Here is a 25,255-nt window from a genome sequence, read left to right as displayed (position 1 = left end):
CTCCCCGCAAGCGGGCGAGGCAACTTCAAAGGCACGTCGCGCGCTCGGCCGCGACGTAGCCGAACAATAGCCCGAGCCCGAACAGCAGCACGAGGCCCGCGGCGGCGAATTCCAGGCCGCGCATGATGACCATGCCGCCGCCGTCGCGCGCCGCGCTCAGCCGCTCGGCCACACCGCGCGCCGACACCGCGACCAGCGCGATCGCCGCCACGGTGATGGCGGTGCCGAGCCCCATCACGAAGGTCGCGGCAATGCCGGCCCAGAACAGACCCTGCGCCAGCGCGAACACCAGCACCAGGATCGCGCCCGAGCAGGGCCGGATCCCGACCGTAAGGATCGCACCTAAGCCGCGCCGCCAGCCACCAGGACCGGCAAGCTCGGCCGGCGTCGGCCCGTGCGAATGGCCGCAATGCTCGTCATGGACGTGCTGCGCCTCATGCCCGTGATCGTGGCCATGGTCATGATGATGCTCGTGATCGTCATGCGCGTGACGATGATGGTGATCATGGCCGTGATCATGGTGGTGGTGATCGTGCTGATGCGCGCCGGCCATCGCCAGCGCCGGGCGCGGCATCTGCAGCGCGCGGAAGAAGCCGCCGCCCTTGACCCACACCAGCCGGGCGCCGAACGCCGCGATCAGCGCGTAGCTTGCGATCTCGATCGCCTTCTCCGCCCCGCACATGGTCTTCGCGGTCGCGTTGAGCAGCCAGGCACAGATGCCCACGATGAGAACGGCGACCACCGACTGCATGAGCGCCGAGGCGAACGACAGCACGATGCCGCGCCGCGCGGTCTCGCGGTTGGCGACCATGTAGGAGGAAATCACCGCCTTGCCGTGGCCGGGGCCGGCGGCATGGAAAATCCCGTAGGCAAAGGAGATCACAAGCAGCGTCCAGACCGCCGAGCCGTCGGATTTCGCAGCGCGAATCGTCTGCGAAATCTCGCGGTAAAACTCCGACTGTTTCGCCAATAGCCAGCCGACCAGCCCGCCCTGCGGCTCCGCCGCGCGCGGCGCGCCGAACGGATTCTGTGCCAGCAGCGCATGAACGGCGCCATCGAGCAGCGCAAACGCCGTCAATACGGCCGCGGACACGGCGAGGCCGCGCGTCATGCGCGAGACGATTGGCGTCATGGGCACTCCACCGAGACCTTGTTGGCGAACATCATGCCGAAATTGCCGTTGCCGCCGTCGAGAAAGGTCTGCTCGCCGAGCTTCTGCGCGGCGGCGGTGCCGTCACTATTCGGCCGTTCGAACTGCATCTTGCAGTTCGCCGCGGCGCCGACCAGCTTGACCGGCTCCTTCTCGGCATACTGGAAATCGATGAAATAGGTCGGGTCGAACACTTCGAGCGAGAGCTGCCTCGCCTTGAACGGCGTCTTCACCGGCAAGGTGAAGTGCAGCGTCAGCGCCGAATCCTTGTATTCGAGGAAATAGTCGACCGGCTCCGTGAACTTCTGCTTCTTGCCGTCGCCCTTGGCGAAGGTGAAGTAGGCGTATTCCTTCAGCGACTCGACATTGGTCTGCGCCAACGGCGCCAGCTCCTCGCGGCTGTAGGCGCCCTTCACCTTGGTCTCGATGCCTTGCAGCGCGTAGGTCGAGAACATGTCGTCAAACGTCCAGGCGTGCCGGACCCCGGTGATGGTGCCGTCGGGCGCGTAGATCAGCTCGCTCTTGGCAACGATCCAGACATGCGGATGGGCCTCGGCGGCCGCCGTGCAGAGCACGACGGACACCGCAAGCACGAGCCAGCCGATCAGCCGGTTCAATGACGGCCGCACCTCAGGCCGCCTCAGGCGTTTCGAGCAGGCCACGGCGGCGCAGCAGCGCGTCCGGCTCGGGCTCGCGGCCGCGGAAGGCGACATAGGCCTCCTCCGGATCGCGCGAGCCGCCCGACGAATAGATGTCGTCATGCAGCCGCTTGGCGGTCGCGGGATCGAAGATGTCACCGGCCTCCTCGAAGGCGCCGAACGCGTCGGCGTCCATCACCTCCGACCACATGTAGCTGTAATAGCCCGACGCATAATGGTCGCCGGAGAAGATATGGCCGAACTGGGTCGGCCGGTGCCGCAGCGATATCTCGGCGGGCATGCCGATCTTCTTCAGCTCCTTCTGTTCGAAGGCGCGGACGTCCCAGCTCGCCGCCGCCGGCTGGGTGTGGAATTCGAGGTCGACCAGCGCCGAGGAGACGAACTCCACGGTAGCGAAGCCCTGGTTGAACTTGCGCGCAGCGAGGAAGCGCGTGAGCAGGTCGTCCGGCAGCGCCTCGCCGGTCTGGTAGTGGCGGGCGAAGCGCTGCAACACCTCGGGCCGCTCCTGCCAGTGCTCATAGAGCTGCGAAGGCAGCTCGACGAAGTCGGTGAACACGCTGGTTCCGGACAGTGACGGATAGGTCACGTTGGACAGCATGCCGTGCAGGCCGTGGCCGAACTCGTGGAACAGGGTCCGCGCATCGTCGGGCGACAGCAGCGACGGCGCGCCATCGGCGCCCTTGGCGAAGTTGCAGACATTGATCACCAGCGGCGCGACGCCGCCGTCGAGCTTCTGCTGGTCGCGCAGCGAGGTCATCCAGGCGCCGGAGCGCTTCGAGGGCCGCGCGAAGTAGTCGCCGTAGAACAGTGCCTTGTGCTGGCCGTCGCGGCCCTTGACCTCCCAGACCCGGACGTCCGGATGCCACACCGGAATATCCTTGCGCTCCTCGAAGGTGACGCCGAACAGGCGGGTAGCGCAGTCGAACGCGGCCTCGATCATGTGGTCGAGCACCAGATAGGGCTTGATCGCGGAATCGTCGAAATTGGCGCGGCGCTGGCGCAGCTTCTCGGCGTAGTAGCGCCAGTCCCAGGACGCGAGGGCGAAATTGCCGCCCTCCTCCGCGATCAGTGCCTGCAGCGCGTCGCGGTCGGCGAGCGCCCGCGCCCGTGCCGGCTTCCAGACCCGTTCCAGCAGGCCGCGCACCGCCTCCGGCGTCTTGGCCATGGAATCCTCGAGGCGGTAAGCGGCGTAGGTCGGGAAGCCCAGGATCTTCGCGGTCTCCTCGCGGAGCCTGAGGATCTCCACGATGGTCGCGTTGTTGTCGTTGGCGTTGCCGTTGTCGCCGCGGGCCGTGAAGGCCTTGTAGACCTTCTCGCGCAGGTCGCGCCGCGACGAGCTCTGCAGGAACGGCTCGACCGAGGAGCGCGACAGCGTCACGATCGCCTTGCCGGGCATGCCGCGCTCTTCCGCCGCAGCCTTGGCAGCCGCCACAAATGTGTCGGAGAGGCCGGCGCGGTCGTCCTCGCCGAGCTCCATGGACCACTCCTGCTCGTCGCCGAGCAGATGGTGGCTGAACGAGGTGCCGAGATGGGCGAGACGCTCGTTGATCTCGGCCATGCGGGCCTTCGCCGCATCGTCGAGGCCGGCGCCGGAGCGGCGGAAGCGGGTGTAGGTGCGCTCCAGCAGCCGCATCTGCTCGCCGGTCAGGCCGAGGGAGGCGCGCTTCTCGTGCAGCATGGCGATGCGGCCAAACAGCACAGCGTTCATCATGATCGGATTCCAGTGCCGCGCCATCCGGGGCGACACCTCCTTGTCGATCTCCAGGATCGCCGGGCTCGAATGCGCCGAGACCAGGTCGTAGAACACCGCTGAGACCTTCGACAGCAGCTTGCCGGAGCGCTCCAGCGCGGTGATGGTGTTGTCGAAGTCGGGCAGCGACGGATCATGGGTGATCGCAGCCACTTCCGCGGAATGATCGGCGAAGGCCTGCTCGAAGGCGGGCAGGAAATGCTCCGGCTTGATCTCGGCGAAGGGCGGCGTCTCGAGCGGCGTCCGCCATGCCTGCAGGAGGGGGTTGGCGTGAGCGTCTGCGCTGGTTCCTGACATCGAATGTCCCGTTTTTCGCCTTGAAAATGCTGCCCAATCTATATCACGCGATACGGCATTTTTGGGCCTTTTGCGCTTGATAGATGGGCACTTTTCGGAGAGATTGCGCCCCCTGAACAGGACCTATTCCATGACCATGCAGCCCTCCACCTCAGGCAACCGCACCATCGCTTGGCCGAGCGTCATCACCGTGATCTCGGCGGCGATCCTGATCGGCGCGGAAGTGTTCGGCGCGGCGTTCGCCGGCGGCTGGGCGCTCGCGATCCTGCTCGGGCTCGACGACGTCGCCGCGCACATCCTGCAGGCGGTGCTGTTCGGCATCGGCGTCCTGATCATGATCGCCTTCATCCGCGCAGCTCAACGCGTCGAGCCGTTCACGCGTCGCGCGTGAGCTTGAGCGATTCAAGAAAGCACTGCGGCACAAGGCCAAAACGCACACACGCTTCGTTAGTCATTCTTAACAGCCGTTCATCCTCAGCGCGTCCGACGCGTGCTCCGCGCGATATCGCAAGCACGCGTTAGGGAAATTTGTCGCTATCGCAAAAAAATTCTTGCGCCACGAAGTCAAAAGACTTATTTCCTGCCTTGCCCAATTTCGCACGTGCCTGTGGTCGTGTGTCAGTCGGTAGGTATCCGGACAAGAGGCCGGACAGCCGCCAAGGGGTGGAAGAACCGAGGGTCGCTTACGTCCATCAGGACACGAGGCGGCCAGCATCTCTCTCCAGGGATGCCGCGTTGAAGGTCTCACCACTCTTTGCAACCGTGACTGGCAGCCGGAGGCGAACCGGCGCACCCCGCTCTCAACGGGGGACGCGACTTAAAGCAACGACGGATCGGGCTTTTTTGGTCTCTACCGGCGGTCCAACGCCGGCCCGGGCTACTGAAAAGGCTTGTCCTTCATTGCCAGGTGATCGGGCGGGAAACTCTCCCAACCAATCCACGGCAGCACAGTCTGGTTTGAGTCTCTTGGCCTCAACGCGCCTCCATCGCGCGATGTGGCCGAAGCGCTCTCACCCGACGTCACGTTGATGCGGATCCCGTCGCTGGGGCCGTTGGAGAGTGCCATGACTGAACGTATCCAGGAATTCCTGCGCAACCGCCGTCAGGATGGTCTCGACACCGAGCCGTGCCTCGTCGTCGACCTCGAAGTCGTGCGCGACAACTACCAGACCTTCGCGAAGGCGCTGCCGGACAGCCGCGTGTTCTACGCGGTGAAGGCCAATCCTGCGCCCGAAGTGCTGTCGCTGCTGGCCTCGCTCGGCTCCTGCTTCGACACCGCGACCGTCGCGGAGATCGAGATGGCGCTGGCCGCCGGTGCGACGCCGGACCGCATCTCCTATGGTAACACGATCAAGAAGGAGCGCGACATCGCGCGTGCCTTCGCACTCGGCATTCGCCTGTTCGCGGTCGACTGTGCCGCCGAGGTCAAGAAGGTCGCTCGTGCCGCCCCCGGCGCCAAGGTGTTCTGCCGAATCCTCTATGACTGCGCCGGCGCCGAGTGGCCGCTGTCGCGCAAGTTCGGCTGCGACCCGGAGATGGCGGTCGAGGTGCTCGACCTCGCCAAGCGCCTGGGTCTGGAGCCGTGCGGCATCTCGTTCCATGTCGGCTCGCAGCAGCGCAAGGTGAAGGCATGGGACCGCGCGCTCGCGATGGCGTCGACCGTGTTCCGTGACTGCGCCGAGCGCGGGATCAACCTCACCATGGTCAACATGGGCGGCGGCTTCCCGACCAAGTACCTCAAGGACGTTCCGCCGGTCCTGCAATATGGCCGGTCGATCTTCCGCGCGCTGCGCAAGCATTTCGGCAACCAGATCCCGGAGACGATCATCGAGCCGGGCCGCGGCATGGTCGGCAATGCCGGAATCATCGAGACCGAAGTCGTTCTGATCTCGAAGAAGAGCGACGAGGACGAGGTGCGCTGGGTTTATCTCGACATCGGCAAGTTCGGCGGTCTCGCCGAGACGATGGACGAGTCGATCCGCTACGCCATCCGCACCCCGCATGACGGGGCGGACATGACGCCGTGCGTGCTCGCGGGCCCGACCTGCGACAGCGCCGACGTGCTGTACGAGAAGCTGCCGTATCCGCTTCCGGTGACGCTCGAGATCGGCGACAAGCTGCTGATCGAAGGCACCGGCGCCTATACGTCGACCTACTCGTCGGTGGCGTTCAACGGCATTCCGCCGCTGAAGACCTACCACATCTGACTCGCCTCCTTTTCGAGGCCCGATAAACCGGGAGCCGGCCCCGCCGGCTCCTCCCCGATCATTTTTGATTTTCCTGAACGACGCTTGCCGCGGCGTACGATATGCCGTTGCAAGCGGGGACTGACGTGCCATGACTGCAAAACGGAACACCCCCGTTGCCCTCATCCGAGATGCCGCCCCGTTCGCGATCCGTGCGGAGCGTGGCTCGGACGTCGTCGCACGCGAAGCGCTGCTGGATGCCTGCTTTGGCTGTAATCGCCATACGCGCACCTGCCAGCGCCTGCGCGACGGACGCGCGCCCGCCGAAGGCCTGAGCCTTGCGGCCGTGCGCCAGGACGGCCGGGTGGTTGGAACCGTGCGGTTGTGGCACGTCAGCGCGGGGGGCCGCAGCGCGCTGATGCTGGGGCCGCTGGCAGTCGACGACGACTGCCGCGGCCTCGGCGTCGGCGCCGCGCTGATGCAGCGTGCGCTGGCGGTCGCTAAGGCGCGCGGCCACGGCGCCGTGATCCTGCTTGGCGATGCGCCCTACTACGCCCGCTTCGGCTTCACCGCCGCCAAGACCGGCGAGCTGTCGCTGCCTGGCACGTTCGAGCGCGAGCGGCTGCTCGGCCTCGAGCTTGTCGCCGGCGCGCTGGACGGCGCCTGGGGCATGATCACGCCGACCGGCGCGCCGCTGCCCGAGGCCAAGGCATCGCGGACGCGATCCCGAAGCCGGAAGGCACCGCTCGCCGTGCCGCACGCGGCGTAAGGCGGGCCGCCATGTCGGAGCACCTTCCCATCACCGATGGCGCGCGCCCGCGTTGGCGCGGCCTCGTCACCACGGTCATGCTGATCCTGATCTCGGTGATGATCGTCAGGGATATCCTGGTCCGGCGCTGGACCGGCACGCCGCCGTCGCCGCCGGACACCACGCTGCAGTCCCGCTAACGCCGGCCGCGCCAGGCCTGAACCAAGGGGTTGCGCGGGCGCCGAAAATGCCCGTAAACCCCGCGCAAAGCCATTTCAGTCGAGGTCCAACATGTCCCGCCGCCTGATTTCCACCGGCTCGCCCTTTGAGAAGACCGCCGGCTACAGCCGTGCCGTGATCGACGGCGACTTCGCCTTCGTCGCGGGAACCACCGGCTATGACTACGCCACGATGACCATGCCATCAGATGTCACGAGCCAGTCACGGAACTGCTTCAAGACCATTGAGGCCGCCCTCAAGGAGGGAGGCTTTGCGATGGCCGACATCGTGCGCGCGACCTACTACCTCACCGATGCCCGTGACGTGGATGCCCATTTCGCGGTCTGCGGCGAGGTCCTCGGCGACATCCGCCCGGCCGCAACGATGCTGATCGTCGCGGGGCTCTACAAGCCCGAGATGAAGGTCGAGATCGAAGTCACCGCGAAGCGTCGCAACCCCTGATCCACTCTATCCGCCGCTAGGCACTCTCCTGGAGAAAATGATGAGCCCCGCCTCGCAGATCTACGCGAAGATCACAGGTCCCATTGTCATGATCGGCTTCGGCTCGATCGGCAAAGGCACGCTGCCTTTGATCGAGCGGCATCTCGACTACGACAAGTCGCGCGTCACCGTGATCGACCCCAAGGACGAGGGCCGCAAGGCGCATTGCGAAAAGCACAACGTCAAATTCATCCAGAAGGCCGTGACCAAGGACAATTATCGCGACCTGCTGAGCCCGCTGCTCACTGAAGGCGGCGGCCAGGGCTTTTGCGTCAATCTGTCGGTCGATACCGGCTCGACCGACATCATGGAGCTCTGCAACGAACTCGGCGCTCTCTATATCGACACCGTCAACGAGCCCTGGCTCGGATTCTATTTCGATTCCTCGAAGGGCCCGGAAGCGCGCTCCAATTACGCGCTTCGCGAAGTGACGCTGGCCGCCAAGAAGGCGCGCCCCGCGGGCTCGACGACGGCCGTGTCCTGCTGTGGCGCCAATCCCGGCATGGTCTCATTCTTCGTCAAGCAGGCTCTGCTCAATGTCGCCGCCGATCTGAAGCTCAATGCCCCGAAGCCGAAGACCAAGGCCGAATGGGCGGACTTGATGCGGCAGGCCGGCGTGAAGGGCATCCACATCGCCGAACGCGACACCCAGCGCTCCAAGTCGCCGAAAGAGCCTGATGTCTTCGTCAACACCTGGTCGGTGGAAGGTTTCCTGTCGGAAGGCGTGCAGCCGTCCGAACTCGGCTGGGGCACCCATGAGAAATGGATGCCCGAGAATGCGCACACCCACGAAGCCGGCTGCGGCGCCGCCATCTATCTGATGCAGCCCGGCGCCAACACGCGCGTGCGCACCTGGTGCCCGACCCGCGGCGCGCAGTATGGCTTCCTCGTCACCCACAACGAGTCGATCTCGATCGCCGATTACTTCACGGTGCGTGACGCATCGGGCACGGCGATCTATCGGCCGACCTGCCACTATGCCTATCACCCGGCCGACGACGCCGTGCTGTCGCTGCACGAAATGTTCGGCCGCGCAGCGAAGATGCAGGAAAAGCACCACATCCTCGACGAGAACGAGATCGTCGACGGCATCGACGAGCTCGGCGTGCTGCTGTTCGGCCACGACAACAATGCCTACTGGTACGGCTCGCAGCTCTCCATCGAGGAGACTCGCAGGCTCGCGCCCTATCAGAACGCCACCGGCCTGCAAGTGACCTCCGCCGTGCTCGGCGGCATGGTGTGGGCGCTGGAAAACCCGAACGAAGGCATCGTCGAGGCCGACGAGATGGACTTCGATCGTCTCTTGGAAATCCAGCTGCCGTATCTCGGCCCGGTGAAGGGTTTCTACACCGACTGGACCCCGCTGACGGATCGTCCGGGACTGTTTCCGGAAGACATCGACACCAGCGATCCCTGGCAGTTCAAGAATATTCTGGTGCGCTGACCCGAAGGGTCATCCCGGGATGCGCGCTTAGACGCGCAGACCCGGGATCTCGAGATCGTTGCGCGAGATTCTCAGTGCGCGAGTGCGCACCATGGTTCATCGCCGACGCGATGCCCCGGAATGACTTCGTCATCTCGCCATGTAGTCGAACGCGACCGAGCCGAGGCCGAGGGTCAGGTCCGCCTTGAAATGCAGCGCCGAGACCACCTCGCGCACCGGCAGGCGGGCGACGTCGCACAGCGCGTGTGGAAACAGGCCGAGCGCGGCGGGGCCGGTCCAGGCCTCCTTCAGCGTGATGTCTTCCAGATGAAACCGCACCAGCTCGCAGATCCGCGGGCTGCCGTCGACATGCGGGATGATCTTCAGAATGAAGTTCGGCGCCGTCATCGACTTCAAGACGGTGTCGTGGTCGACCTTGCGATGCTTGTAGCCCATGGTGGCTGAGGCGCAGAGCACCGAGCCGTAATGCAGCGAGCCGACCAGCACGTCGCTCTCGACCTCGATCCTGGGCTTTGCCAGCTTCTTCGGAAATCCCCACAGCTCGCGGCCGCCGGCGATCGGGCCTTCATCGTCGAGATACATCGCGTGGGTGTAGGCGCCCTCCTCACCCCTGAAGCGAACCGGGATCACCTGCCCGGTCTCGGTGTAGTCGCCGAAGCCGGTCGAGTCCGGCATGCGGATGAACTCGTACTTCACCACCGGCTCGGCGACCTCGAGCGGCTCCGGCACCACGGCGGCGAGCGCTTCCGGGTCGGTCTTGTAGGTGATGATGAAATATTCGCGGTCGAAGAACCGGTAGGGTCCCGGCGGAAACGACGGGTTGGTGAGCGGCATCGAATAGGCGGTGCGCCGGATATCCTCGATCTTCATGGCAGGCCCCATCTGTCGTTGGCGAGACGACGGATTATGGGGTGCGCGGGCGGTGGAGGCGAGACCGTATAATCGGCAGCGTCCGTCAAATCCGCGTCACAATGCGGGCCGCGGTGCGCTTACTTTTTCTCGATCGGCGGCGCGGTCTTCTCCGCGGGCGCGGGCGGCAGCACCGGCTTGGCGCCGGCCTTCCGTGCCTCATCGTCGGGACGCGCGGGCTGCGGCGCCGGCGTGGTCGGCCGCTCGCCGCCCGGCTTCGACTCGGCCGGCGGCGCCGTCTTCTGCGGCTCGGGCGTCGGCGTCGGTTGCAGCGGCTGGGTCGCCTGCGCGATCTCTTGCGGCGGGGCGGCATTGATCGCGTGCAGCGAAAGCACCGCGATCGCAACGCCCGCCGCCACCAGCGTCGAGGCGATCAGCATGTCGATTCGCAACCTGGTCCGATCCACAGCCATCTCGTTCACCTGCGCCTTGTCCGCGGGGTCAACGATCCCGCCACGGCATGGTTCCGAAGCGGCGCCTGCGGGAACCTCGGCTCAATCCGTGGTACTGACCTCCCAGGTCGCGTGCCGCACGCCGGGCTGATGCTGCAGGTCGACCACCACGGCGTTCAGCTCGTTGGGCTCGACCGCGGTCGAGACCAGCGTCGCCACGATCTCGAGGAAGTCGTCACCGGCCTCGACCACGTCGACATCGGCGACCGGATAGTTCGCTGCCTCCAGCTTCTCGACCAGGCGGTCGCGCATGTCGGGCAATGCCTCGGGGGTAACCGCGAGCTTGAAGTAATAGGTCGCCTCCGAGGCCTTCTCGTTCAGCGGGATGCGGTTGATGGCGTTGACCAGCGGACGCAGCAGCGTGTTGCCGGCGATCACGAACACGGTCAGCGCCGCCGCCTGCGCCACGAGGTCGGCACCCGCGCAGGAGCCGACCGCGGCCGAGGCCCACAGCGTGGCCGCGGTGTTGAGGCCGCGCACATCCATGCCCTGCTTCATGATGACGCCGGCGCCGAGGAAGCCGATCCCCGACACCACATAGGCGATCACCCGCACCGCGCCGTCGGCACCGGCCAGATGCATCGCGAGGTCGACGAAGGCGGCAGCGCCGACCGCGACCAGCACATTCGTGCGCAGACCCGCGGTGCGCTGCCGGTACTGCCGCTCGGCACCGATCAGGGTGCCGAGCACGAAGGCCGTGGTCAGGCTGACTAACGTGTCGATGAAGTCGGCGAGCTGGAACGTGGTGAGAAATCGCATGACGCTGCGGCCCCGGCGCGAGCTTCGTCTTTTGACGCGTTTTCTTCACGCGAACCGGTACCCACTTCGCTCGAAAACGCTTCGTCTGCCGCGATCTCTTACATTTCCACGATGCCCGCGTCACCATCTTCCGTGCCGAAGGCAAGCAGCGTGCCCTTGGCATTCCATCCGAGCGCGGACACCGCCGTGCCGGCGTTCCGGCGCACCAGGATCTCGGCGCCGTCCTCGAGCCGGACCATCAGCACGGTGCCGTCGGCATAGCCGACCGCCATGATGTCGTTCTTCGGATGGCATGCGACCACGGCGACCCGCGCCGGCATCGGCGCCAGCATCGCCGGCTCCTTGCCCATCGGGCCGTCCTTGCTGGTGAACGGCCAGACGATCACGGTATCGGCGCCCGAGGTCGCGAGCCCCCTGCCGCCGACGCTCCATGACATCGAGCGGACGCGGCCGGGATAGCCGCTCATCCGCATATGCCGGTTGTCGGCGAGCCGCCAGCCATGCATCGCGGGCTCGTGCATCGCGGTGACGAGGAATTTGTTGTCCGGGCTGAACATGACGGCGAGATGCGAGCCGGCCCACTCCAGAAACTCCGGATTGGCCGCCATGTTGGGAAACCACAAGGTCACGCCGTTGTAATGCGCGATCGCGAGCCGCAGGCCCTTCGGCGCAAAAGCAAGCCCGCCGACGGTCGACGGTACCTCGAAGGTCTTCTCCTCGCCCTTGGGATTGCGCACGAACGCGGTCTTGCCCGCCGACCACGCCAGCGTGCCGTCGCCATGCAGCGCGACATTGTCGATCCAGCGCCGCTTGGCGTCGGTCGCAATGACAGCGGTCTCGCCCTTGGCGTCGATCGCGATCAGCTTGCCGTCGTCACCGCCGGTGACGAGCCGCTTGCCGTCGGAGGCGGCGCACAGGATGGCGCCGAAATGCGTCTGCGTCCGTGTGATCTCGCCGTCGGCGGTCGCGATCGCAACACCCTCCTCGGCGCCGACGAAGAACGCGCGGTCGCCGAGGAAATGCACCGAGCCCACCGCCGCGCCGAGCGGCAGCGGCTTGACGCGGTCGGTGATCGAAACGATGGAAGAAGGGGCCTCGCCCGGATCGAACTCTTTCATCACGTGGTGATGCACTGCTCGAAGCCGTCGCGGATCGCCTGCTCGGGCAGTTCGCGACCGATGAACACGACGCGGCTCTCGCGCTTCTCGCCGTCCTTCCATTTCCGCTGATGGTCGCCCTCCAGCATCATGTGGACGCCCTGAAACACGTAGCGGTCGTCATCGCCGGTGAAGGCGAGGATGCCCTTTGAGCGCAGGATCTTCTGACCCTCGGTGGCGACGAGCTGCTGCAGCCAGGGCATGAACTTGGTCGGATCGAGCGGCTTCTCGGAGCGCAGCGACAGCGATTGCATGTCCTCGTCGTGATAATGCTTCAACCCGCCATGGCCGTGGTCGTGATCATGGTGGTGGTGATTATGGTCATGGTGATGACCGTGGTCATGGTCGTGATCGTCGCCGGCCTCAAGGAAATCCGGCTCGATCTCCAGGATGCGGTCGAGATCGAACGCGCCGCGCTCCAGCACGTCGGTCAGCCCGACCTGGCAACGCTCGGTGCGGTGCAGCTTGGCATAGGGATTGATGCCGCGAATGCGGGCTTCGACCTCGGCGAGCTCGGGCTTGGAGACCAGGTCGGTTTTGTTCAGCACGATGACGTCGGCGAACGCGATCTGGTTCTTGGCTTCCGGCGCGTCCTTGAGGCGGTCGCTCAGCCATTTGGCATCGGCGACGGTCACGACCGCATCGAGCCGGGCGTTCTTCTGCACGTCCTCGTCGACGAAGAAGGTCTGCGCGACCGGCGCGGGATCGGCGAGGCCGGTGGTCTCAACGATGATAGCGTCGAACTTGCCCTTGCGCTTCATCAGGCCGTCCATGATGCGGACGAGGTCGCCGCGCACCGTGCAGCAGACGCAGCCATTGTTCATCTCGAACACTTCCTCATCGGCGCCGATGATGAGGTCGTTGTCGATGCCGATCTCGCCGAATTCGTTGACGATGACGGCGTATTTCTTGCCGTGGTTTTCCGACAGGATGCGGTTCAACAGCGTGGTCTTGCCGGCGCCGAGATAGCCCGTCAGCACGGTCACAGGAATTTTTTGCGAAGCTTCAGCCATAACAACTCCGAAGGAACTTGGGGCCGCACTCAATCCCGGCAGGGAGGCCCCTGCCCTACTCGGCGAGCGCGCTGGTCAGGGCCTTTATATTGTGCCTGACCATATCAATGTAAGTGGGTGCATCGCCCTTTTCGGCCGTCAAACCGTCCGAATACAGGGTGCCGCCGACCCGGGCGCCGGTCTCGGCCGCGATCCGCTCGATCAGGCGGGGATCGCTGATATTTTCGAGAAAAACTGCCGGAATTTTCGCAACCTTGATCTGGGCGATGATCGCGGCGATATCGCGCGCGCTAGGCTCGGAATCCGTGGACACGCTGAGCGGCGAGAAGAACGTGACGCCGTAGGCATCGGCGAAATAGCCGAAGGCGCCATGGGTCGAGATCACCTTGCGCCGCGCCTCTGGCACTTTCGCCACCGCCTCGTGCACCTCGCGGTCGAGCGCCTCGAGCTTGGCCAGATAGGCGTCGGCATTGGCCTTGAAGTTGGCTGCCTGGTCCGGGGCCGCGGCGATCAGCCCGTCGCGAATATTGACGACGTAGATCTTCGCATTGGCCACGGATTGCCAGGCATGCGGATCGTCATGGCCGCCCATCTTCCGTGGCATGATCCCCTTGGTCGCCACCGCGACCGGTGCCTTGCTGCCCGCGGCCTGCAGCAGCCGCGGCATCCAGCCCTCGAAGCCGAGGCCGTTGATGACCACGAGCTTGGCGTCGGCGACCTTCCTGGCGTCCGCCGGCGTCGGCGCGTAGACATGCGCATCGCCGTCAGGCCCGACCAGCGCCGTCACGTCGACGCTGTTGCCGCCGACATTGCGCACCATGTCGGCGAGGATCGAGAAGCTCGCGACGACATTGATGCGCTCGGCGGCGCGCGCCGGTCCGCTCGCCAGCAGCAGCGCCAGACCAATCAAACCGAACAATCGCCGCATCGTACTCACGCCTCGAGATGGCGGCCGGGAAACAGCTGCCGCACCAGGCCGCTGACATTGCCGAACAGCAGCGACATAATATAGAGCCCAGCCGCAACCAGGATGATCGCGGGGCCGGAGGGAATCCGGGTCTGGTACGACAGCACCAGTCCGGCATAGCCCGACAGCATCGCGCTCGCCACCGCGATGCAGATCATGGTGGTGATGTCGCGCGACCAGAACCGCGCAATGCCCGCGGGCAGGATCATCAGTCCGACGCCGAGCAGCGTGCCGAGCGCGTGGAAGCCGTTGACGAGGTTGACCACGACCAGCGCGAGGAAGGCGAGATGCGCCGGCGCGCCGGCCCGGCTCACGGTGCGCAGGAATACCGGATCGACGCATTCGATCACCAGCGGGCGATAGATCACCGCGAGCACCAGGAGCGTGAGGGTGGCGTTGAACGCGATCACCAGCAGCGTCTGGTCGTCCATCGCCAGGATGTTGCCGAACAGCACGTGCAGCAGGTCGATATTGGTGCCCTTGATCGAAACAATCGTAACGCCGAGCGCGAGCGAGACCAGATAGAAGGTCGCAAGCGAGGCGTCCTCCTTCAATTCGGTGGTGCGGGCGACGAGGCCGGCGAGCAGCGCCACGGCAAAGCCCGCGATCAGGCCGCCGGTCGTCATCGCGAACAGGTTGAGCCCGGAAAGCAGGAAGCCGATCGCCGCCCCCGGCAGGATCGCATGCGCCATGGCGTCGCCGACCAGGCTCATCCGCCGCAGCATCAGGAACACGCCGATCGGCGCACCGCCGAGCGACAGCGCGATCACCGCCGCCAGCGCGCGGCGCATGAACTCGAATTCGGTGAAGGGCGTGACTAGCGCGTCGGATAGCATCGGCGTCAGGCGGCCCGCGAGCGTGGATCGGCGGCGCAGGCCGCGGCGCTGTCGTCGAACGCCTCGCACATCCGCATCGCGACCATCAGATTGTCCGCAGTCAGCGCCTCGGCGGTCGGTCCCCATTCCACCGGACCGCGCGCCAGCAGCAGCGTCTCCGGGAAATTGTTGCGCACCATGTCGAGGTCGTGTAGCGCCGCCAGCACGGTGCGCCCCTCGCCGTTCCAGCGCTTCACCAGCGCCAGCAGGTCGGCGGTGGTCTTGGCATCGATGGCGTTGAACGGCTCGTCGAGCACGATCAGGCGGGCGTCCTGCAACAGCACGCGCGCGAACAGCATGCGCTGGGTCTGGCCGCCGGACAGCGTGCCGATCGGGCGGTTCTCGAAACCATTGAGCCCGACCGCGGCGAGCGCCGCCAGGATCTTCTCGCGCGCGGCCTTGCCGATGCCGCCGAAGAACCCGGTCGAGCGCCACAGCCCGGTGCCGACGAAGTCGAACACCGAGATCGGGAAGCTGCGGTCGATGTCGGCGGACTGCGGCAGATAGGCGATGTCGCGGTGATCCAGCCCGTCGAGATCGATCACGCCCGACAGCGGCTTGAGCACGCCGGCGATGCCGCGCAGCAGGGTCGACTTGCCGGCACCGTTCGGGCCGATCACGGCGAGCAGCGCACCGGCCTCGACGGCGCCATTGAGGTGATGCACCGCCGGGTGGCGGTCATAGCCGAGCGTGACGTCGCGGAAGGTAACAAGAGCAGCCACAGGTCTCACCTCATCGCCAGCCAGACGACAGCCCACAGGCAGGCGCTGACCGCCAGTGCCGCGAGCAGTCGGGCCGGCACGGGCATGCGCAGGATCGACCAGTGCGCGGCCTGCGCCGGATGCGCGTGCGGGGCGTGGCTGTGCCCGTGGGGATGGGCGTGGCCGTGATGGTTTTCCTCGTGGGTGTGCGTATGCGCCATGGAATGACTGTTATATTATAACATAACGCGAGTCTACAAACGAGGAACTCATGGCCGACCCGCAAAACCGGGGAGATTTGAGCCGCGCCGGCAGAGTGACGCCCCGGTCGACAGCTTTGCCGGAAACCTGCCTGGATGGGAACCGTTGGCTACCTGTGCCGGAGCAAAGGCGCACCCGTGCGCAGTTCTCTCCGCGTCGTCCTGGCGACGGCCGAGACAACGGCGAATCCGTGGTGCAGATTGCGAGGCCCACCTGCGCGCCTCAAATTCAGCGTCGTCCCGGCACAGGCCGGGACCCATACGCCGTGGCGCGTGTTGTTGATGGGACTTGTTGTTCCAACGGTGCGTAACAATCGGCTTTTGTGGTTATGGGTCCCGGCCTTCGCCGGGACGACACTAATTGTGCGGTGCCGCGCGTAAGGCAAACTTCAGAGGCAGCCTTTATGCGACCAGCACATAGACCAGCATGGCAGCGGTGATCGCCATCCAGACGAGCGAGAGACGGAAATACAGCAGGTCCCAATTCATGGGCGCGAGCGTACACGCCGGCGCTGACGCCAACCTTTCACCAGGTTAAGGCATTGCGGATTTATTAACTAAGCACGCCAGCGACATGGATCGGTGGTTGGCACGCCGAAAGACACAGCTCCGGCCCTCAGTTTATGAACATGGCAATCGCCACGAGGATGACCGGGCTTAGCCCCATCAGCACGACAAACACGCTGTAAAGTAGGTTGCCCATAACGCCGCCCTACGTTGGACGGGGAAGCTATGCCGGGAGGAACTCGGCAAGCCAGTGCAGTTTGTGCCAGCGGTGTTCGAGCTTTGGGAATTACCGAGTTATCTCAGGGGCCTAGCTGGACACCCCCGTAACACTACGGGGGCGACACAGCTCAGGCAGAGAAAAGGGCGACGAGCGCCACCACCGCCAAAGCGGTAGCGACGCACCCTGCGATCATGACCCAGTCCTGACGCTTCGCCATGCCGAACACGCTCACCCGGCCAGCGCAGGTCGCGTTGACCTAGGTCAACCGGCCAAAATCATTCATCGCCCGTCGAGGCATCACGCAACGCAGCGCCCTCACGCCTCGCGCGCGTAACTCTTCAACCTTGCCTCGAGCACCGCGATCACCTGGTCGCGGACCGGATCGCGGGAGCCTTTCAGCCAGGCGGCGGCGAGCGGCAGGCGGCCGGCGCTGCTGCCGCGCTTCAGGCGGAGCGGCACAAAGCGGACGCCGGGGATCGCCATCCGCGCGGTCCAGCGCGGCACGATGGCAACGCCGAGCCTTGCCGCGACCATGTTGACGATGGTCTGCTTCTCGTCGGCGATCTCTTGGATGCGCGGCGTCAGCCCGGCCTCGTCGAACAGTTTTGTCGTCAGATCGTGGCTGTGCGGCCGCGAGCGGCGCTCCGGCACGATCAGGGGCTGATCCGCGATGTCGGGCAGCACGATCTGCTTGCGCCGCGCCAGCGCATGCTTGTGCGACAGCGCCACCACGGCGGTCTCCTGCAGCAGCGGGACAAACTCGATGCGGCGGTCGGGCCGCTCCGGCGGGCGCACGAAGGCAAGGTCGAGCGCGCCCGACAATAGCTTCGGCAGCAGCCGGATGGTCTTCTCCTCGAGCAGCTGCACCGCGACGTCGGGATGGGCGGCGCGGACGTCGCGCAGCAGCGGCGGCAGCAGACCGGCCGCCGCGCTGTCGATCGCGCCGATCCGGAAGCGCCGCGCCTGCGGCTTGCGCAAGCGACGGCGAAAGCCGTTCTCGATCGCCTCGGCGCGGCCGAGCAGCGCGCGGCCCTCGCGCAACAGCACGGCCCCGTCCTCGGTCAACGACACCGCGCGCGTGGTGCGCGCGAACAGCCGGACCCCGAGATCCTCCTCCAGCAGCTTGATGTGGCGGCCGAGCGCCGACGGCATCATCTGCAGGCGCTGGGCCGCGCGGCCGAAATGCAGTTCCTCGGCAGCCGCGACGAAGCAGCGAAGCTGGTGCAGTTCCAAGACGTAGGGGTTCCTTTCACGCGCCGTCATTGCGAGGAGCGAAGCGACGAAGCAATCCATCGTTCCACATATGCGATTGCAATGGATTGCTTCGCGGAGCCTGTCATCCGGCGGCGCTTCGCCCCGACCGGGTGGCTCGCAACGACGGCGCCGGGATTATATCATTTTTTTGTATAAACCGGCGCGGATTGAAGCGAAAGGGCGCGAGCTTCTAGGCTTTCCGGTGGCGCGCGACAGGCGCCGTCCCAACAAACAAGACGAACCCGGGGAAGAAGCCTATGGAAAGCCAGCTTGGCGCGCGCGTATTGCGCAAGATCTCACTGCGCATCGTGCCGTTCATCATGCTGCTGTACTTCGTGGCGTTCATCGACCGCGTCAATATCGGCTTCGCCTCGCTGACCATGAACAAGGACATCGGCCTGTCGCCGACCGTCTATGGCTTCGGCGCCGGTATCTTCTTCTGGGGCTACTTCCTGTTCGAAGTGCCCTCCAACATCATCCTGCACAAGATCGGCGCGCGGATCTGGATCGCGCGGGTGATGATCACCTGGGGCCTGGTCTCGGCGGCGATGGCGCTGGTGCAGGGCGCGACCAGCTTCTACGTGCTGCGCTTCCTGCTCGGCGCCGCCGAAGCCGGCTTCTTCCCCGGCATCATCCTCTATCTCTCCTACTGGTTCCCGGCGCGGCAGCGCGCCGCCGTCACCGCGCTGTTCATGGCCGCGGCGCCGCTCTCGACCGTGCTCGGCTCGCCGCTCTCGGGTGCGCTGCTGGAGATGGACGGAATGCTCGGCTTCAAGGGCTGGCAATGGCTGTTCGTGCTGGAGGCCGTGCCCGCCGTGCTGCTCGGCTTCGTCGTGCTGGGCTTCCTGACCGACCGGCCGGAGCAGGCCGGATGGCTTGCCGACGACGAGCGCGCCTGGCTGGTCAAGACCATGAAGGCCGAGAACGACGGCAAGGCCACGACCGCAAGCCACAGCATCTGGCGCGGCCTCGCCGACCCGCGGGTGCTGGCGCTGGCGCTGGTCTATTTCGGCACCTCGGCCGGGCTCTACACACTTGGGGTGTGGGCGCCGCAGATCATCAAGGCGTTCGGCCTGTCGTCGATCCAGGTCGGCTTCCTCAACGCGGTACCGGCGACCATTGCCGTCATCGCGATGGTGCTATGGGCGCGGCATTCCGACCGCACCGGCGAGCGCACCTGGCACGTGGTGCTGGCCTGCCTGATGGCCGCGGCGGGACTTGCGCTTGCCGGGCTGTGGACCGGCCTTGCCGCCGTGATCGCGGCGCTGACGCTGGTCAATATCGGTATCTCCTCGTCGAAGCCGCCGCTATGGAGCATGCCGACCATGTTCCTGTCCGGCTCGGCCGCCGCGGCCGGAATCGCCACCATCAACTCGATCGGCAATCTCGGCGGCTTCGTCGGGCCGGCGATGATCGGCTTCATCAAGGAACGCACCGGCAGTTTCGACGGCGGTCTTTATTTCGTCGCCGGCCTCCTGGTGCTCTCGGCCGCGCTCACGCTGCTGCTGTCGCGTGCGCAGAGCGCGCCCGCGCAATCCGAACCGCAACCCAATCCCGTGCGAACTCACTAATGATCCGGAGACAACCCATGCGTACCCATTCCATCGCCGCCATTCCCGCCGACGGCATCGGCCCCGAAGTGATCTCCGCGGGCATCCGCGTGCTGGAGGCTCTTGCAAAACGCAGCGGCGACATCAGCTTCAACGTCAAAACCTTCGACTGGGGCTCGGACTATTACAAGAAGCACGGCGTGATGATGCCGGCCGACGGCCTCGCGGAGCTGAAGAACTTCGACGCGATCTATTTCGGTGCGGTCGGCGCGCCCGACGTGCCCGACCACATCACGCTGTGGGGCCTCCGGCTGCCGATCTGTCAGGGCTTTGACCAGTACGCCAATGTGCGGCCGACCAAGATCCTGCCCGGCGTCGCCTCGCCGCTGCGCAATGTCGGCGTCGGCGATCTCGACTGGGTGATCGTGCGCGAGAATTCCGAAGGCGAATATGCCGGCATGGGCGGCCGCGCGCACAAGGGCCTGCCGGAAGAAGTCGGCACCGAAGTCGCTGTCTTCACCCGGGTCGGCGTGACGCGGATCATGCGCTATGCGTTCCAGCTGGCGCAGTCGCGGCCGCGCAAATTCCTCACCGTGGTGACCAAGTCGAACGCGCAACGCCACGGCATGGTGATGTGGGACGAGATCGCAGCCGAGGTGGCGAAGGACTTCCCCGACGTGACCTGGGACAAGATGCTGGTCGACGCCATGACGGTGCGGATGACGCTCAATCCGAAGAGCCTCGACACCATCGTCGCGACCAATCTGCACGCCGACATCCTCTCCGACCTCGCCGGTGCGCTGGCCGGCAGCCTCGGCGTGGCGCCGACCGGCAACATCGATCCGCAGCGCCGCTATCCCTCGATGTTCGAGCCGATCCACGGCTCGGCGTTCGACATCACCGGCAAGGGCATCGCCAACCCGGTCGCGACGTTCTGGACCGGTGCACAGATGCTGGAGCATCTCGGCGAGAAGGACGCCGCGGCGCGCCTGATGGCCGCGGTCGAGAAGGTGTGCGCGGCCGGCGTACTGACGCCCGACGTCGGCGGCAAGGCGACGACGAAGGAAGTGACCGACGCGGTGATCGACGCGATCCATGGATCGAATGTGTAGGGTGCGTTAGCTTACCGCGAACTCCGTCCGCCTCTCCCGCTTGCGGCGGGTGGGGGCTCTCTCCACAGCGTGACCCGCGGAGAGAGCCCAACCCCAACCCTCCCCCGCACGCGGGAGAGGGAGCCTGAGCAGAGTGCTCACCTCACGAAGGACCTGGTGCACCTGCTTCCGATACCCGCAACCGGGGAACAAACCGTGCTACCCGATCTGACCAGACGAAGCTTCGTGACCGCTGGAGGAATGTCGACGATCATGGCCGCGATGACGGGGATACAGCCGGCAGGCGCTGCGACATGGCGCGATGAGATCCGCGCCATCACGTTCGACGTCCAGGGGACCTGCGTCGACTTCTATCAGCCGATCCTGCGTGTGGGGCAGGCCGTCAACGCCGCGAAGGGGCTCGCGCTCGACTGGGCCAAGCTCTCAAGCGAATGGCGCGATCTTTATCGTGCCGCGCTCGACGAAGTGATCGGGGGCAAGCGCCCGTGGATTCGGGTCGACCGCATCTATCGCGAGGCGCTGGATGTGCTGCTGGATCGCCACGGCCTCTCGGAGGCCTTGTCGAGGGACGAGCGCGACGAATTGAACACGGTGTGGACCAAGCTCGACGCGTGGCCCGACAGCGTCGAAGGACTTGGGCGCCTGCGCGGTCGGTTCGTGACCTCGACATTGTCGAATGCCGGCATGGCCGCGGTGGTGGCGGTGGTCAAGCACGCCAAATTGCCCTTCGACGCCGTGCTGACCGCAGAGCTTGCACGCAGCTACAAGCCGTCACCCGCGGTGTATCAACTCGCCGTCGACTACCTCGGCTATCCCGCCGACAAGATCCTGATGGTCGCCTGCCACAAATACGACCTGAAGGCGGCTCGCGCCTTTGGCATGCGCACGGCGTTCATCGCCCGTCCGCTCGAGTTCGGGCCGGCCGCGAAACTCGACGTGGCGCCGGAATCCTGGATCGACCTCCACGCGGACAGTTTTACGCAACTCGCCGATATGCTCGTGCCGGCGTAGCGACGCAAGGGGCGCCCCGATCGGTGCGCTCACCTCACGATGACGTGCCCGCCTCGGCGCAATTGGTCAGCCGCGCCGGCACGCCGACGGCGGTGCAGCCGGCGGGCACATCCGACGTGACCAGCGCGCCGGCGCCGATCCTGGCGAAATCGCCGATCGAGAGATGTCCGATCACGGTGGCGCCGGCGCTGAGCAGCACGCCGCGGCCGATCTTTGGCGCGCGGCGCGGATCATCCTGATGCCGCGCGATGGTGACGTTCTGCAAAATCGTGACCTCGTCGCCGACCGAGGCCAGCGCGCCAATGATGATGCCGGTGCCGTGATCGAGGAAAACCGCGGTTCCGATCCGGGCCGACGGGTGAATGCTGATCTGCAACTGGTCTGCCGCCGCGCTTTGCATCATCAGCGCAAGGTCGGGGCGGTCCTCGCGCCATAGCCAATTCGACACCCGCCAGGCCTGCAGCGCGACAAAGCCCTTGAAGTTGAGCAGCGGCGGCAGGAAGCCCGTGATCGCGGGATCACGGCGAACGATGGCCGTGAGGTCGGTGGCCGCGGCATCGACCAGCACGGGCTCGGCCGCATAGGCTTCGCGGGCGATCCGCGCGAACTGCGCGCGATCCTCTTCCGCGCGGCTGATATGCCGACCGATCAAAAAAGCGAGCACACCGCCGAGGTCGCCCTGATCTAGGATGAAGGCGGCCGACGCCTCGAGGAACGGATCGGCCGCGATCGCCGCCTCCGCCTCGCGCCGGATCGCAAGCCAGAGCTCGCCGGCCGTCACTGTCGCTGATCCCGCCATGGTCTTCACCTCATCGTCCGGATCCCAAACGATAGAGTGGGCGTCACCATCCCAAAATGCAAACCGCCCGCTTGCTCATCGCAAACGGGCGGCTCAGGGCCATCAGGTTCTATGGGGGCACATCGCCTGAAGGCCAGCTATTGCCTCGCGCGATCAACCCTGCGGCGGCTGGTCGGTCGGCGGGGTCGGACGGGTCTTGTGCTGCGCCATGAAGGCGTCGAACTCTTCCTTGTCCTTGGCGTGACGCAGGCGATCGAGGAAGTTCTTGAACTCGACCTGCTCCTCCTCGAGACGGCGCAGCGTATCCTGGCGGTACTCGTCGAAGGCGCGGTTGCCGCTGGAGGGCGGACCGAAGCCGCCGAACGGGAAGCCGCGGCGCTCCATGCGGCTCTTCATCCGCTCCATCTTGTCCTGCATCCGCTCCATCTTGTTCTGCCAGCGATCCATGTCGTTGTGACTCCAACAGGCCATCTTTCTGCTCCCGAGTGTGAAAAAGAGAAGGGCGAGGCCGATCGGCCACCAGATCATGAAGCCGAGGATGATCCCGGCGATCTTCAGGGGATGCCACGGCGTCGCGTAGAAGTAGGGACGGTAGGGCTCTTCGACGGGGCCGCGCCAGCGATTGACATCAGCGGTGTAGGCCATTTCCTTCTCCATCACGGCATCACGCCGTTGTGAATGTAAATAACATTTACATAGGTAGCCGATCCCTTGGGAAAGTCAAGCAGCGCGGGTGACGCACCCCTCGGATTATTTTTGGCTTGGCCGTTGAACCTTATTTCGGCTTCCCCCACGGACCGGCCGGCTTGTCGCCGGCGGCCGCGGTTCCAGGCCGGCGGTCGGTCGGGAAGCCGAGGCCGCGCAGATAGATCAGCACTTCGGCCTCGAGCAGATCCTCCGGCGACATCGGCAGCTTGCGCCGCGCGGCATCGCCGCGGCCGAACAGCGAAGCGACGCCGTGCGACATGGCCCAGATGTGCAGCGCCATCATCATCGCCGGCGGGCGCGGCATGCCGGGCGGCGCCAGTGCCGCGAGCCGCTCGGCTGCGGCGCGAATGATCGCGAAGGCGCGCTCGCTTGCCGCCATCAGGGTCGGATTGGAATCGACCGGCAGGCCGGATTCGAACATCGCGGAATAGAACGCGGGCTCCTCGCGGGCGAAGGCGAGATAGGCCTTGCCGACCCGCTCGAACGCCGTGACGGTGTCGGGGCGGCCGTCGTCCCAGGCCTGCGTCAGCAGCGATTCGAACTGCTCGAAGCCGCGCTGCGCGATGCTGGCGATCAGCTCGTCACGGTCGCGGAAGTGTCGGTACGGCGCGGCGGGGCTGACGCCGGCCATCCGCGCGGCATCGGCGAAGGTGAAGCCGGCCGGCCCCTTCTTCGAGATCAGGTCGAGCGCGGCCTGCAGCAACGCCTCTTTGAGATTGCCGTGATGATAGCCGCGCTCGGCGCGGCCTTGGTCCTTGCGCCAGCTCATGTGAACGGCTTTTACATGAACCGGCGGTAAAGGTCACTAGCGGGGCAGCGTCGCGTCAATCAAGATTAACGGACTGCTTGGGTGATTACCGCCGCCGAACATCGATGGCGGCCCGAGAGAAACTGCGCCCTCTCTCCCGCTCGTGGCGAGTGAGACTCGAGGTTGGGCTGGGGGCTCTCTCTCCGCGAATCGCATCGTGGAAAGAGCCCCACCCGCCGCGCTCTTCGAGCGCAGCGACCTCCCCCGCAAGCGGCAGAGGTTCAGGGAGCCTGCGGCCCGCCTTAGCGCCCTGGGATCGGCAGCACCGGCATAATCTCGACGGCTTCGCCCGGGAAGATCGAAAAATGCGGGTGGTTCTCGAACAGCTTTGCCGCTGCTTCATGCGAGGGCGCGCGCACCACGGTGAAGCCGGTCATCAGATTGGCGATGTCGGTGACGCCGCCCTGCCCGACCTTCTTGGTCTTGCCGAGCGGTCCGCCCATCTCGACGATCACGTCATGATGCTTTTCGACCCAGGCGCCCCAGGCCGCCATGCCCTGCTGCTCCTTGGCGCGGCGTTCGGCCTCGGGCAGCGCGTTCCAGGCTTCCATCCGCGAGCCGGTCTTGCCGCCGCCGAGATAGACGGCGAGGAAAGTGTTGGTGCTCATGTTGCGTCTCCGTTGTGGTCGTTGCTGGTGGACGATAGTTCGGTGATGCGATGACGCTTTGAAGCGGCATCGCTTTTCGGTGAAGGTTCAGCGCAGCGCCTTGCCCCAACCGCCCTGCGGATGCTCGAAGGTGGCGGCGGCCTGCTGCACCTCTTCGGAGAAATCGGCCATCTCCTGCACCTGGCGGATCTCGATCATCTCGTTGGCGGTGGCCGGGCACTTCCTGGCCCATTCGATTGCCTCGGCGCGCGAGGCGACCTCGATCATCCAGAAGCCGCCGATCACTTCCTTGGCCTCGGTGAACGGGCCGTCGATCACGACCGGCACGCCGGTGTCGAACTTGACGCGCGCGCCGGCAGCCGGCGGATGCAGGCCTTCCAGCGTGATCAGCACGCCGGCGTCCTTCAGCGCCTGATTGTACCGCATCATCGCGGCGACCCGTTCGGGGTCGAGCTCGAGCTTGGCCGGCGCGGACTCGTAGCCGAGCGGGATCATCAGCATCATGAAACGCATTGGTCGGATTTCCTTGCCTGTTGAATCACTCGCAATCTTCACCCTCGTCATGCCGGGAAGCCCCACGCCGAACTTGGGTTTACCCGAGTTCGGCTCTAGGTATTTGTCCAAGTCGGCA

General features: G+C 65.7%; 27 protein-coding genes. 9 read left to right on the top strand and 18 right to left on the bottom strand.

Annotated elements, in window-relative coordinates; all coding sequences use genetic code 11:
- Positions 1–25: 25 nt before the first annotated feature.
- Genes ACVWY5_RS02815 through ACVWY5_RS02805 form a run of 3 tightly spaced genes read right to left on the bottom strand, consistent with a single transcriptional unit; the run spans position 26 to position 3,856 of the window.
- On the bottom strand, positions 26–1,132 hold the full coding sequence (locus ACVWY5_RS02815) for a nickel/cobalt transporter (protein ID WP_321176653.1): 1,107 nt from the start codon (positions 1,130–1,132) through the stop codon (positions 26–28).
- Positions 1,129–1,767, bottom strand: coding sequence for a DUF1007 family protein (locus ACVWY5_RS02810; RefSeq protein WP_028332866.1), 639 nt, complete (start codon positions 1,765–1,767; stop codon positions 1,129–1,131). Before ACVWY5_RS02810 ends, ACVWY5_RS02815 begins: the two co-directional genes overlap by 4 nt.
- Positions 1,768–1,780: 13 nt before the next feature.
- Positions 1,781–3,856, bottom strand: a complete 2,076-nt coding sequence (locus ACVWY5_RS02805) for a M3 family metallopeptidase (RefSeq protein ID WP_028332865.1) — start codon at positions 3,854–3,856, stop codon at positions 1,781–1,783.
- Positions 3,857–3,986: 130 nt separating this feature from the next.
- On the opposite strand from ACVWY5_RS02805, the gene ACVWY5_RS02800 reads away from it, so the two are divergent.
- The 6 genes from ACVWY5_RS02800 to ACVWY5_RS02775 all read left to right on the top strand — a co-directional run bounded on the left by ACVWY5_RS02800 (position 3,987) and on the right by ACVWY5_RS02775 (position 8,954).
- Positions 3,987–4,247 carry a hypothetical protein gene (locus ACVWY5_RS02800; RefSeq protein WP_028332864.1) on the top strand — a complete coding sequence of 87 codons (261 nt, stop codon included), beginning with the start codon at positions 3,987–3,989 and terminating at the stop codon, positions 4,245–4,247.
- 673 nt (positions 4,248–4,920) lie between these two features.
- Positions 4,921–6,063: a type III PLP-dependent enzyme gene (locus ACVWY5_RS02795; RefSeq protein ID WP_028332862.1), complete on the top strand. Its 1,143-nt coding sequence runs from the start codon at positions 4,921–4,923 to the stop codon at positions 6,061–6,063.
- A 130-nt stretch (positions 6,064–6,193) separates the two neighbouring features.
- Positions 6,194–6,811: a GNAT family N-acetyltransferase gene (locus ACVWY5_RS02790; RefSeq protein WP_028332861.1), complete on the top strand. Its 618-nt coding sequence runs from the start codon at positions 6,194–6,196 to the stop codon at positions 6,809–6,811.
- 11 nt (positions 6,812–6,822) lie between these two features.
- On the top strand, positions 6,823–6,990 hold the full coding sequence (locus ACVWY5_RS02785) for a hypothetical protein (RefSeq protein WP_167350407.1): 168 nt from the start codon (positions 6,823–6,825) through the stop codon (positions 6,988–6,990).
- A 91-nt stretch (positions 6,991–7,081) separates the two neighbouring features.
- A complete protein-coding gene (locus ACVWY5_RS02780) occupies positions 7,082–7,471 on the top strand; it encodes a RidA family protein (protein ID WP_028332860.1) in 390 nt (129 codons plus the stop codon).
- Positions 7,472–7,511: 40 nt separating this feature from the next.
- Positions 7,512–8,954, top strand: coding sequence for a saccharopine dehydrogenase NADP-binding domain-containing protein (locus ACVWY5_RS02775; RefSeq protein WP_028332859.1), 1,443 nt, complete (start codon positions 7,512–7,514; stop codon positions 8,952–8,954).
- 129 nt (positions 8,955–9,083) lie between these two features.
- Here the strand turns inward: ACVWY5_RS02775 and ACVWY5_RS02770 are convergent, their stop codons facing one another.
- The 10 genes from ACVWY5_RS02770 to ACVWY5_RS02725 all read right to left on the bottom strand — a co-directional run bounded on the left by ACVWY5_RS02770 (position 9,084) and on the right by ACVWY5_RS02725 (position 18,007).
- Positions 9,084–9,824 carry an acetoacetate decarboxylase gene (locus ACVWY5_RS02770; protein ID WP_028332858.1) on the bottom strand — a complete coding sequence of 247 codons (741 nt, stop codon included), beginning with the start codon at positions 9,822–9,824 and terminating at the stop codon, positions 9,084–9,086.
- A gap of 119 nt (positions 9,825–9,943) precedes the next feature.
- Complete coding sequence (locus ACVWY5_RS02765) at positions 9,944–10,276, bottom strand: hypothetical protein (RefSeq protein WP_028332857.1); 333 nt, start codon at positions 10,274–10,276, stop codon at positions 9,944–9,946.
- Positions 10,277–10,357: 81 nt separating this feature from the next.
- A complete protein-coding gene (locus ACVWY5_RS02760) occupies positions 10,358–11,074 on the bottom strand; it encodes an MgtC/SapB family protein (protein ID WP_018269700.1) in 717 nt (238 codons plus the stop codon).
- A 98-nt stretch (positions 11,075–11,172) separates the two neighbouring features.
- On the bottom strand, positions 11,173–12,192 hold the full coding sequence (locus ACVWY5_RS02755; RefSeq protein ID WP_028332856.1) for a WD40 repeat domain-containing protein: 1,020 nt from the start codon (positions 12,190–12,192) through the stop codon (positions 11,173–11,175).
- On the bottom strand, positions 12,192–13,244 hold the full coding sequence (locus tag ACVWY5_RS02750) for a CobW family GTP-binding protein (RefSeq protein ID WP_028332855.1): 1,053 nt from the start codon (positions 13,242–13,244) through the stop codon (positions 12,192–12,194). Before ACVWY5_RS02750 ends, ACVWY5_RS02755 begins: the two co-directional genes overlap by 1 nt.
- A 55-nt stretch (positions 13,245–13,299) precedes the next feature.
- A complete protein-coding gene (locus ACVWY5_RS02745) occupies positions 13,300–14,172 on the bottom strand; it encodes a metal ABC transporter substrate-binding protein (protein WP_028332854.1) in 873 nt (290 codons plus the stop codon).
- A 5-nt stretch (positions 14,173–14,177) separates the two neighbouring features.
- Positions 14,178–15,047, bottom strand: a complete 870-nt coding sequence (locus tag ACVWY5_RS02740) for a metal ABC transporter permease (RefSeq protein WP_028332853.1) — start codon at positions 15,045–15,047, stop codon at positions 14,178–14,180.
- A 5-nt stretch (positions 15,048–15,052) separates the two neighbouring features.
- The gene (locus ACVWY5_RS02735) at positions 15,053–15,808 is read right to left on the bottom strand and encodes a metal ABC transporter ATP-binding protein (protein WP_028332852.1); all 756 of its coding nucleotides are present in this window, start codon (positions 15,806–15,808) and stop codon (positions 15,053–15,055) included.
- 5 nt (positions 15,809–15,813) lie between these two features.
- Entirely contained in the window at positions 15,814–16,008 is a 195-nt protein-coding gene (locus ACVWY5_RS02730) for a hypothetical protein (RefSeq protein ID WP_028332851.1), read from the bottom strand.
- Between the two features lie 1,081 nt (positions 16,009–17,089).
- A complete protein-coding gene (locus ACVWY5_RS02725; protein ID WP_028332850.1) occupies positions 17,090–18,007 on the bottom strand; it encodes a LysR family transcriptional regulator in 918 nt (305 codons plus the stop codon).
- Between the two features lie 278 nt (positions 18,008–18,285).
- On the opposite strand from ACVWY5_RS02725, the gene ACVWY5_RS02720 reads away from it, so the two are divergent.
- The 3 genes from ACVWY5_RS02720 (at position 18,286) to ACVWY5_RS02710 (ending at position 21,701) form a co-directional block, all read left to right on the top strand.
- Entirely contained in the window at positions 18,286–19,599 is a 1,314-nt protein-coding gene (locus ACVWY5_RS02720; RefSeq protein ID WP_028332849.1) for an MFS transporter, read from the top strand.
- Positions 19,600–19,616: 17 nt separating this feature from the next.
- Positions 19,617–20,690 carry a tartrate dehydrogenase gene (locus ACVWY5_RS02715; protein ID WP_028332848.1) on the top strand — a complete coding sequence of 358 codons (1,074 nt, stop codon included), beginning with the start codon at positions 19,617–19,619 and terminating at the stop codon, positions 20,688–20,690.
- A gap of 240 nt (positions 20,691–20,930) precedes the next feature.
- Positions 20,931–21,701 carry a haloacid dehalogenase type II gene (locus ACVWY5_RS02710; RefSeq protein WP_456671641.1) on the top strand — a complete coding sequence of 257 codons (771 nt, stop codon included), beginning with the start codon at positions 20,931–20,933 and terminating at the stop codon, positions 21,699–21,701.
- A 34-nt stretch (positions 21,702–21,735) separates the two neighbouring features.
- On the opposite strand, the gene ACVWY5_RS02705 is transcribed toward ACVWY5_RS02710, so the two are convergent.
- The 5 genes from ACVWY5_RS02705 to ACVWY5_RS02685 form a co-directional block, all read right to left on the bottom strand.
- Complete coding sequence (locus ACVWY5_RS02705) at positions 21,736–22,500, bottom strand: serine acetyltransferase (protein ID WP_028332846.1); 765 nt, start codon at positions 22,498–22,500, stop codon at positions 21,736–21,738.
- 153 nt (positions 22,501–22,653) lie between these two features.
- Entirely contained in the window at positions 22,654–23,145 is a 492-nt protein-coding gene (locus tag ACVWY5_RS02700; RefSeq protein ID WP_026192213.1) for a DUF2852 domain-containing protein, read from the bottom strand.
- Positions 23,146–23,275: 130 nt separating this feature from the next.
- Complete coding sequence (locus ACVWY5_RS02695; protein ID WP_028332845.1) at positions 23,276–23,977, bottom strand: TetR/AcrR family transcriptional regulator; 702 nt, start codon at positions 23,975–23,977, stop codon at positions 23,276–23,278.
- A gap of 281 nt (positions 23,978–24,258) precedes the next feature.
- Positions 24,259–24,624 carry a YciI family protein gene (locus tag ACVWY5_RS02690; RefSeq protein WP_028332844.1) on the bottom strand — a complete coding sequence of 122 codons (366 nt, stop codon included), beginning with the start codon at positions 24,622–24,624 and terminating at the stop codon, positions 24,259–24,261.
- Between the two features lie 87 nt (positions 24,625–24,711).
- Positions 24,712–25,137 carry a YciI family protein gene (locus tag ACVWY5_RS02685; protein ID WP_028332843.1) on the bottom strand — a complete coding sequence of 142 codons (426 nt, stop codon included), beginning with the start codon at positions 25,135–25,137 and terminating at the stop codon, positions 24,712–24,714.
- Positions 25,138–25,255: the final 118 nt, after the last annotated feature.

Source organism: Bradyrhizobium sp. USDA 3256, from assembly GCF_054058275.1.
This window is presented reverse-complemented; position numbering and strand designations above follow the sequence as displayed.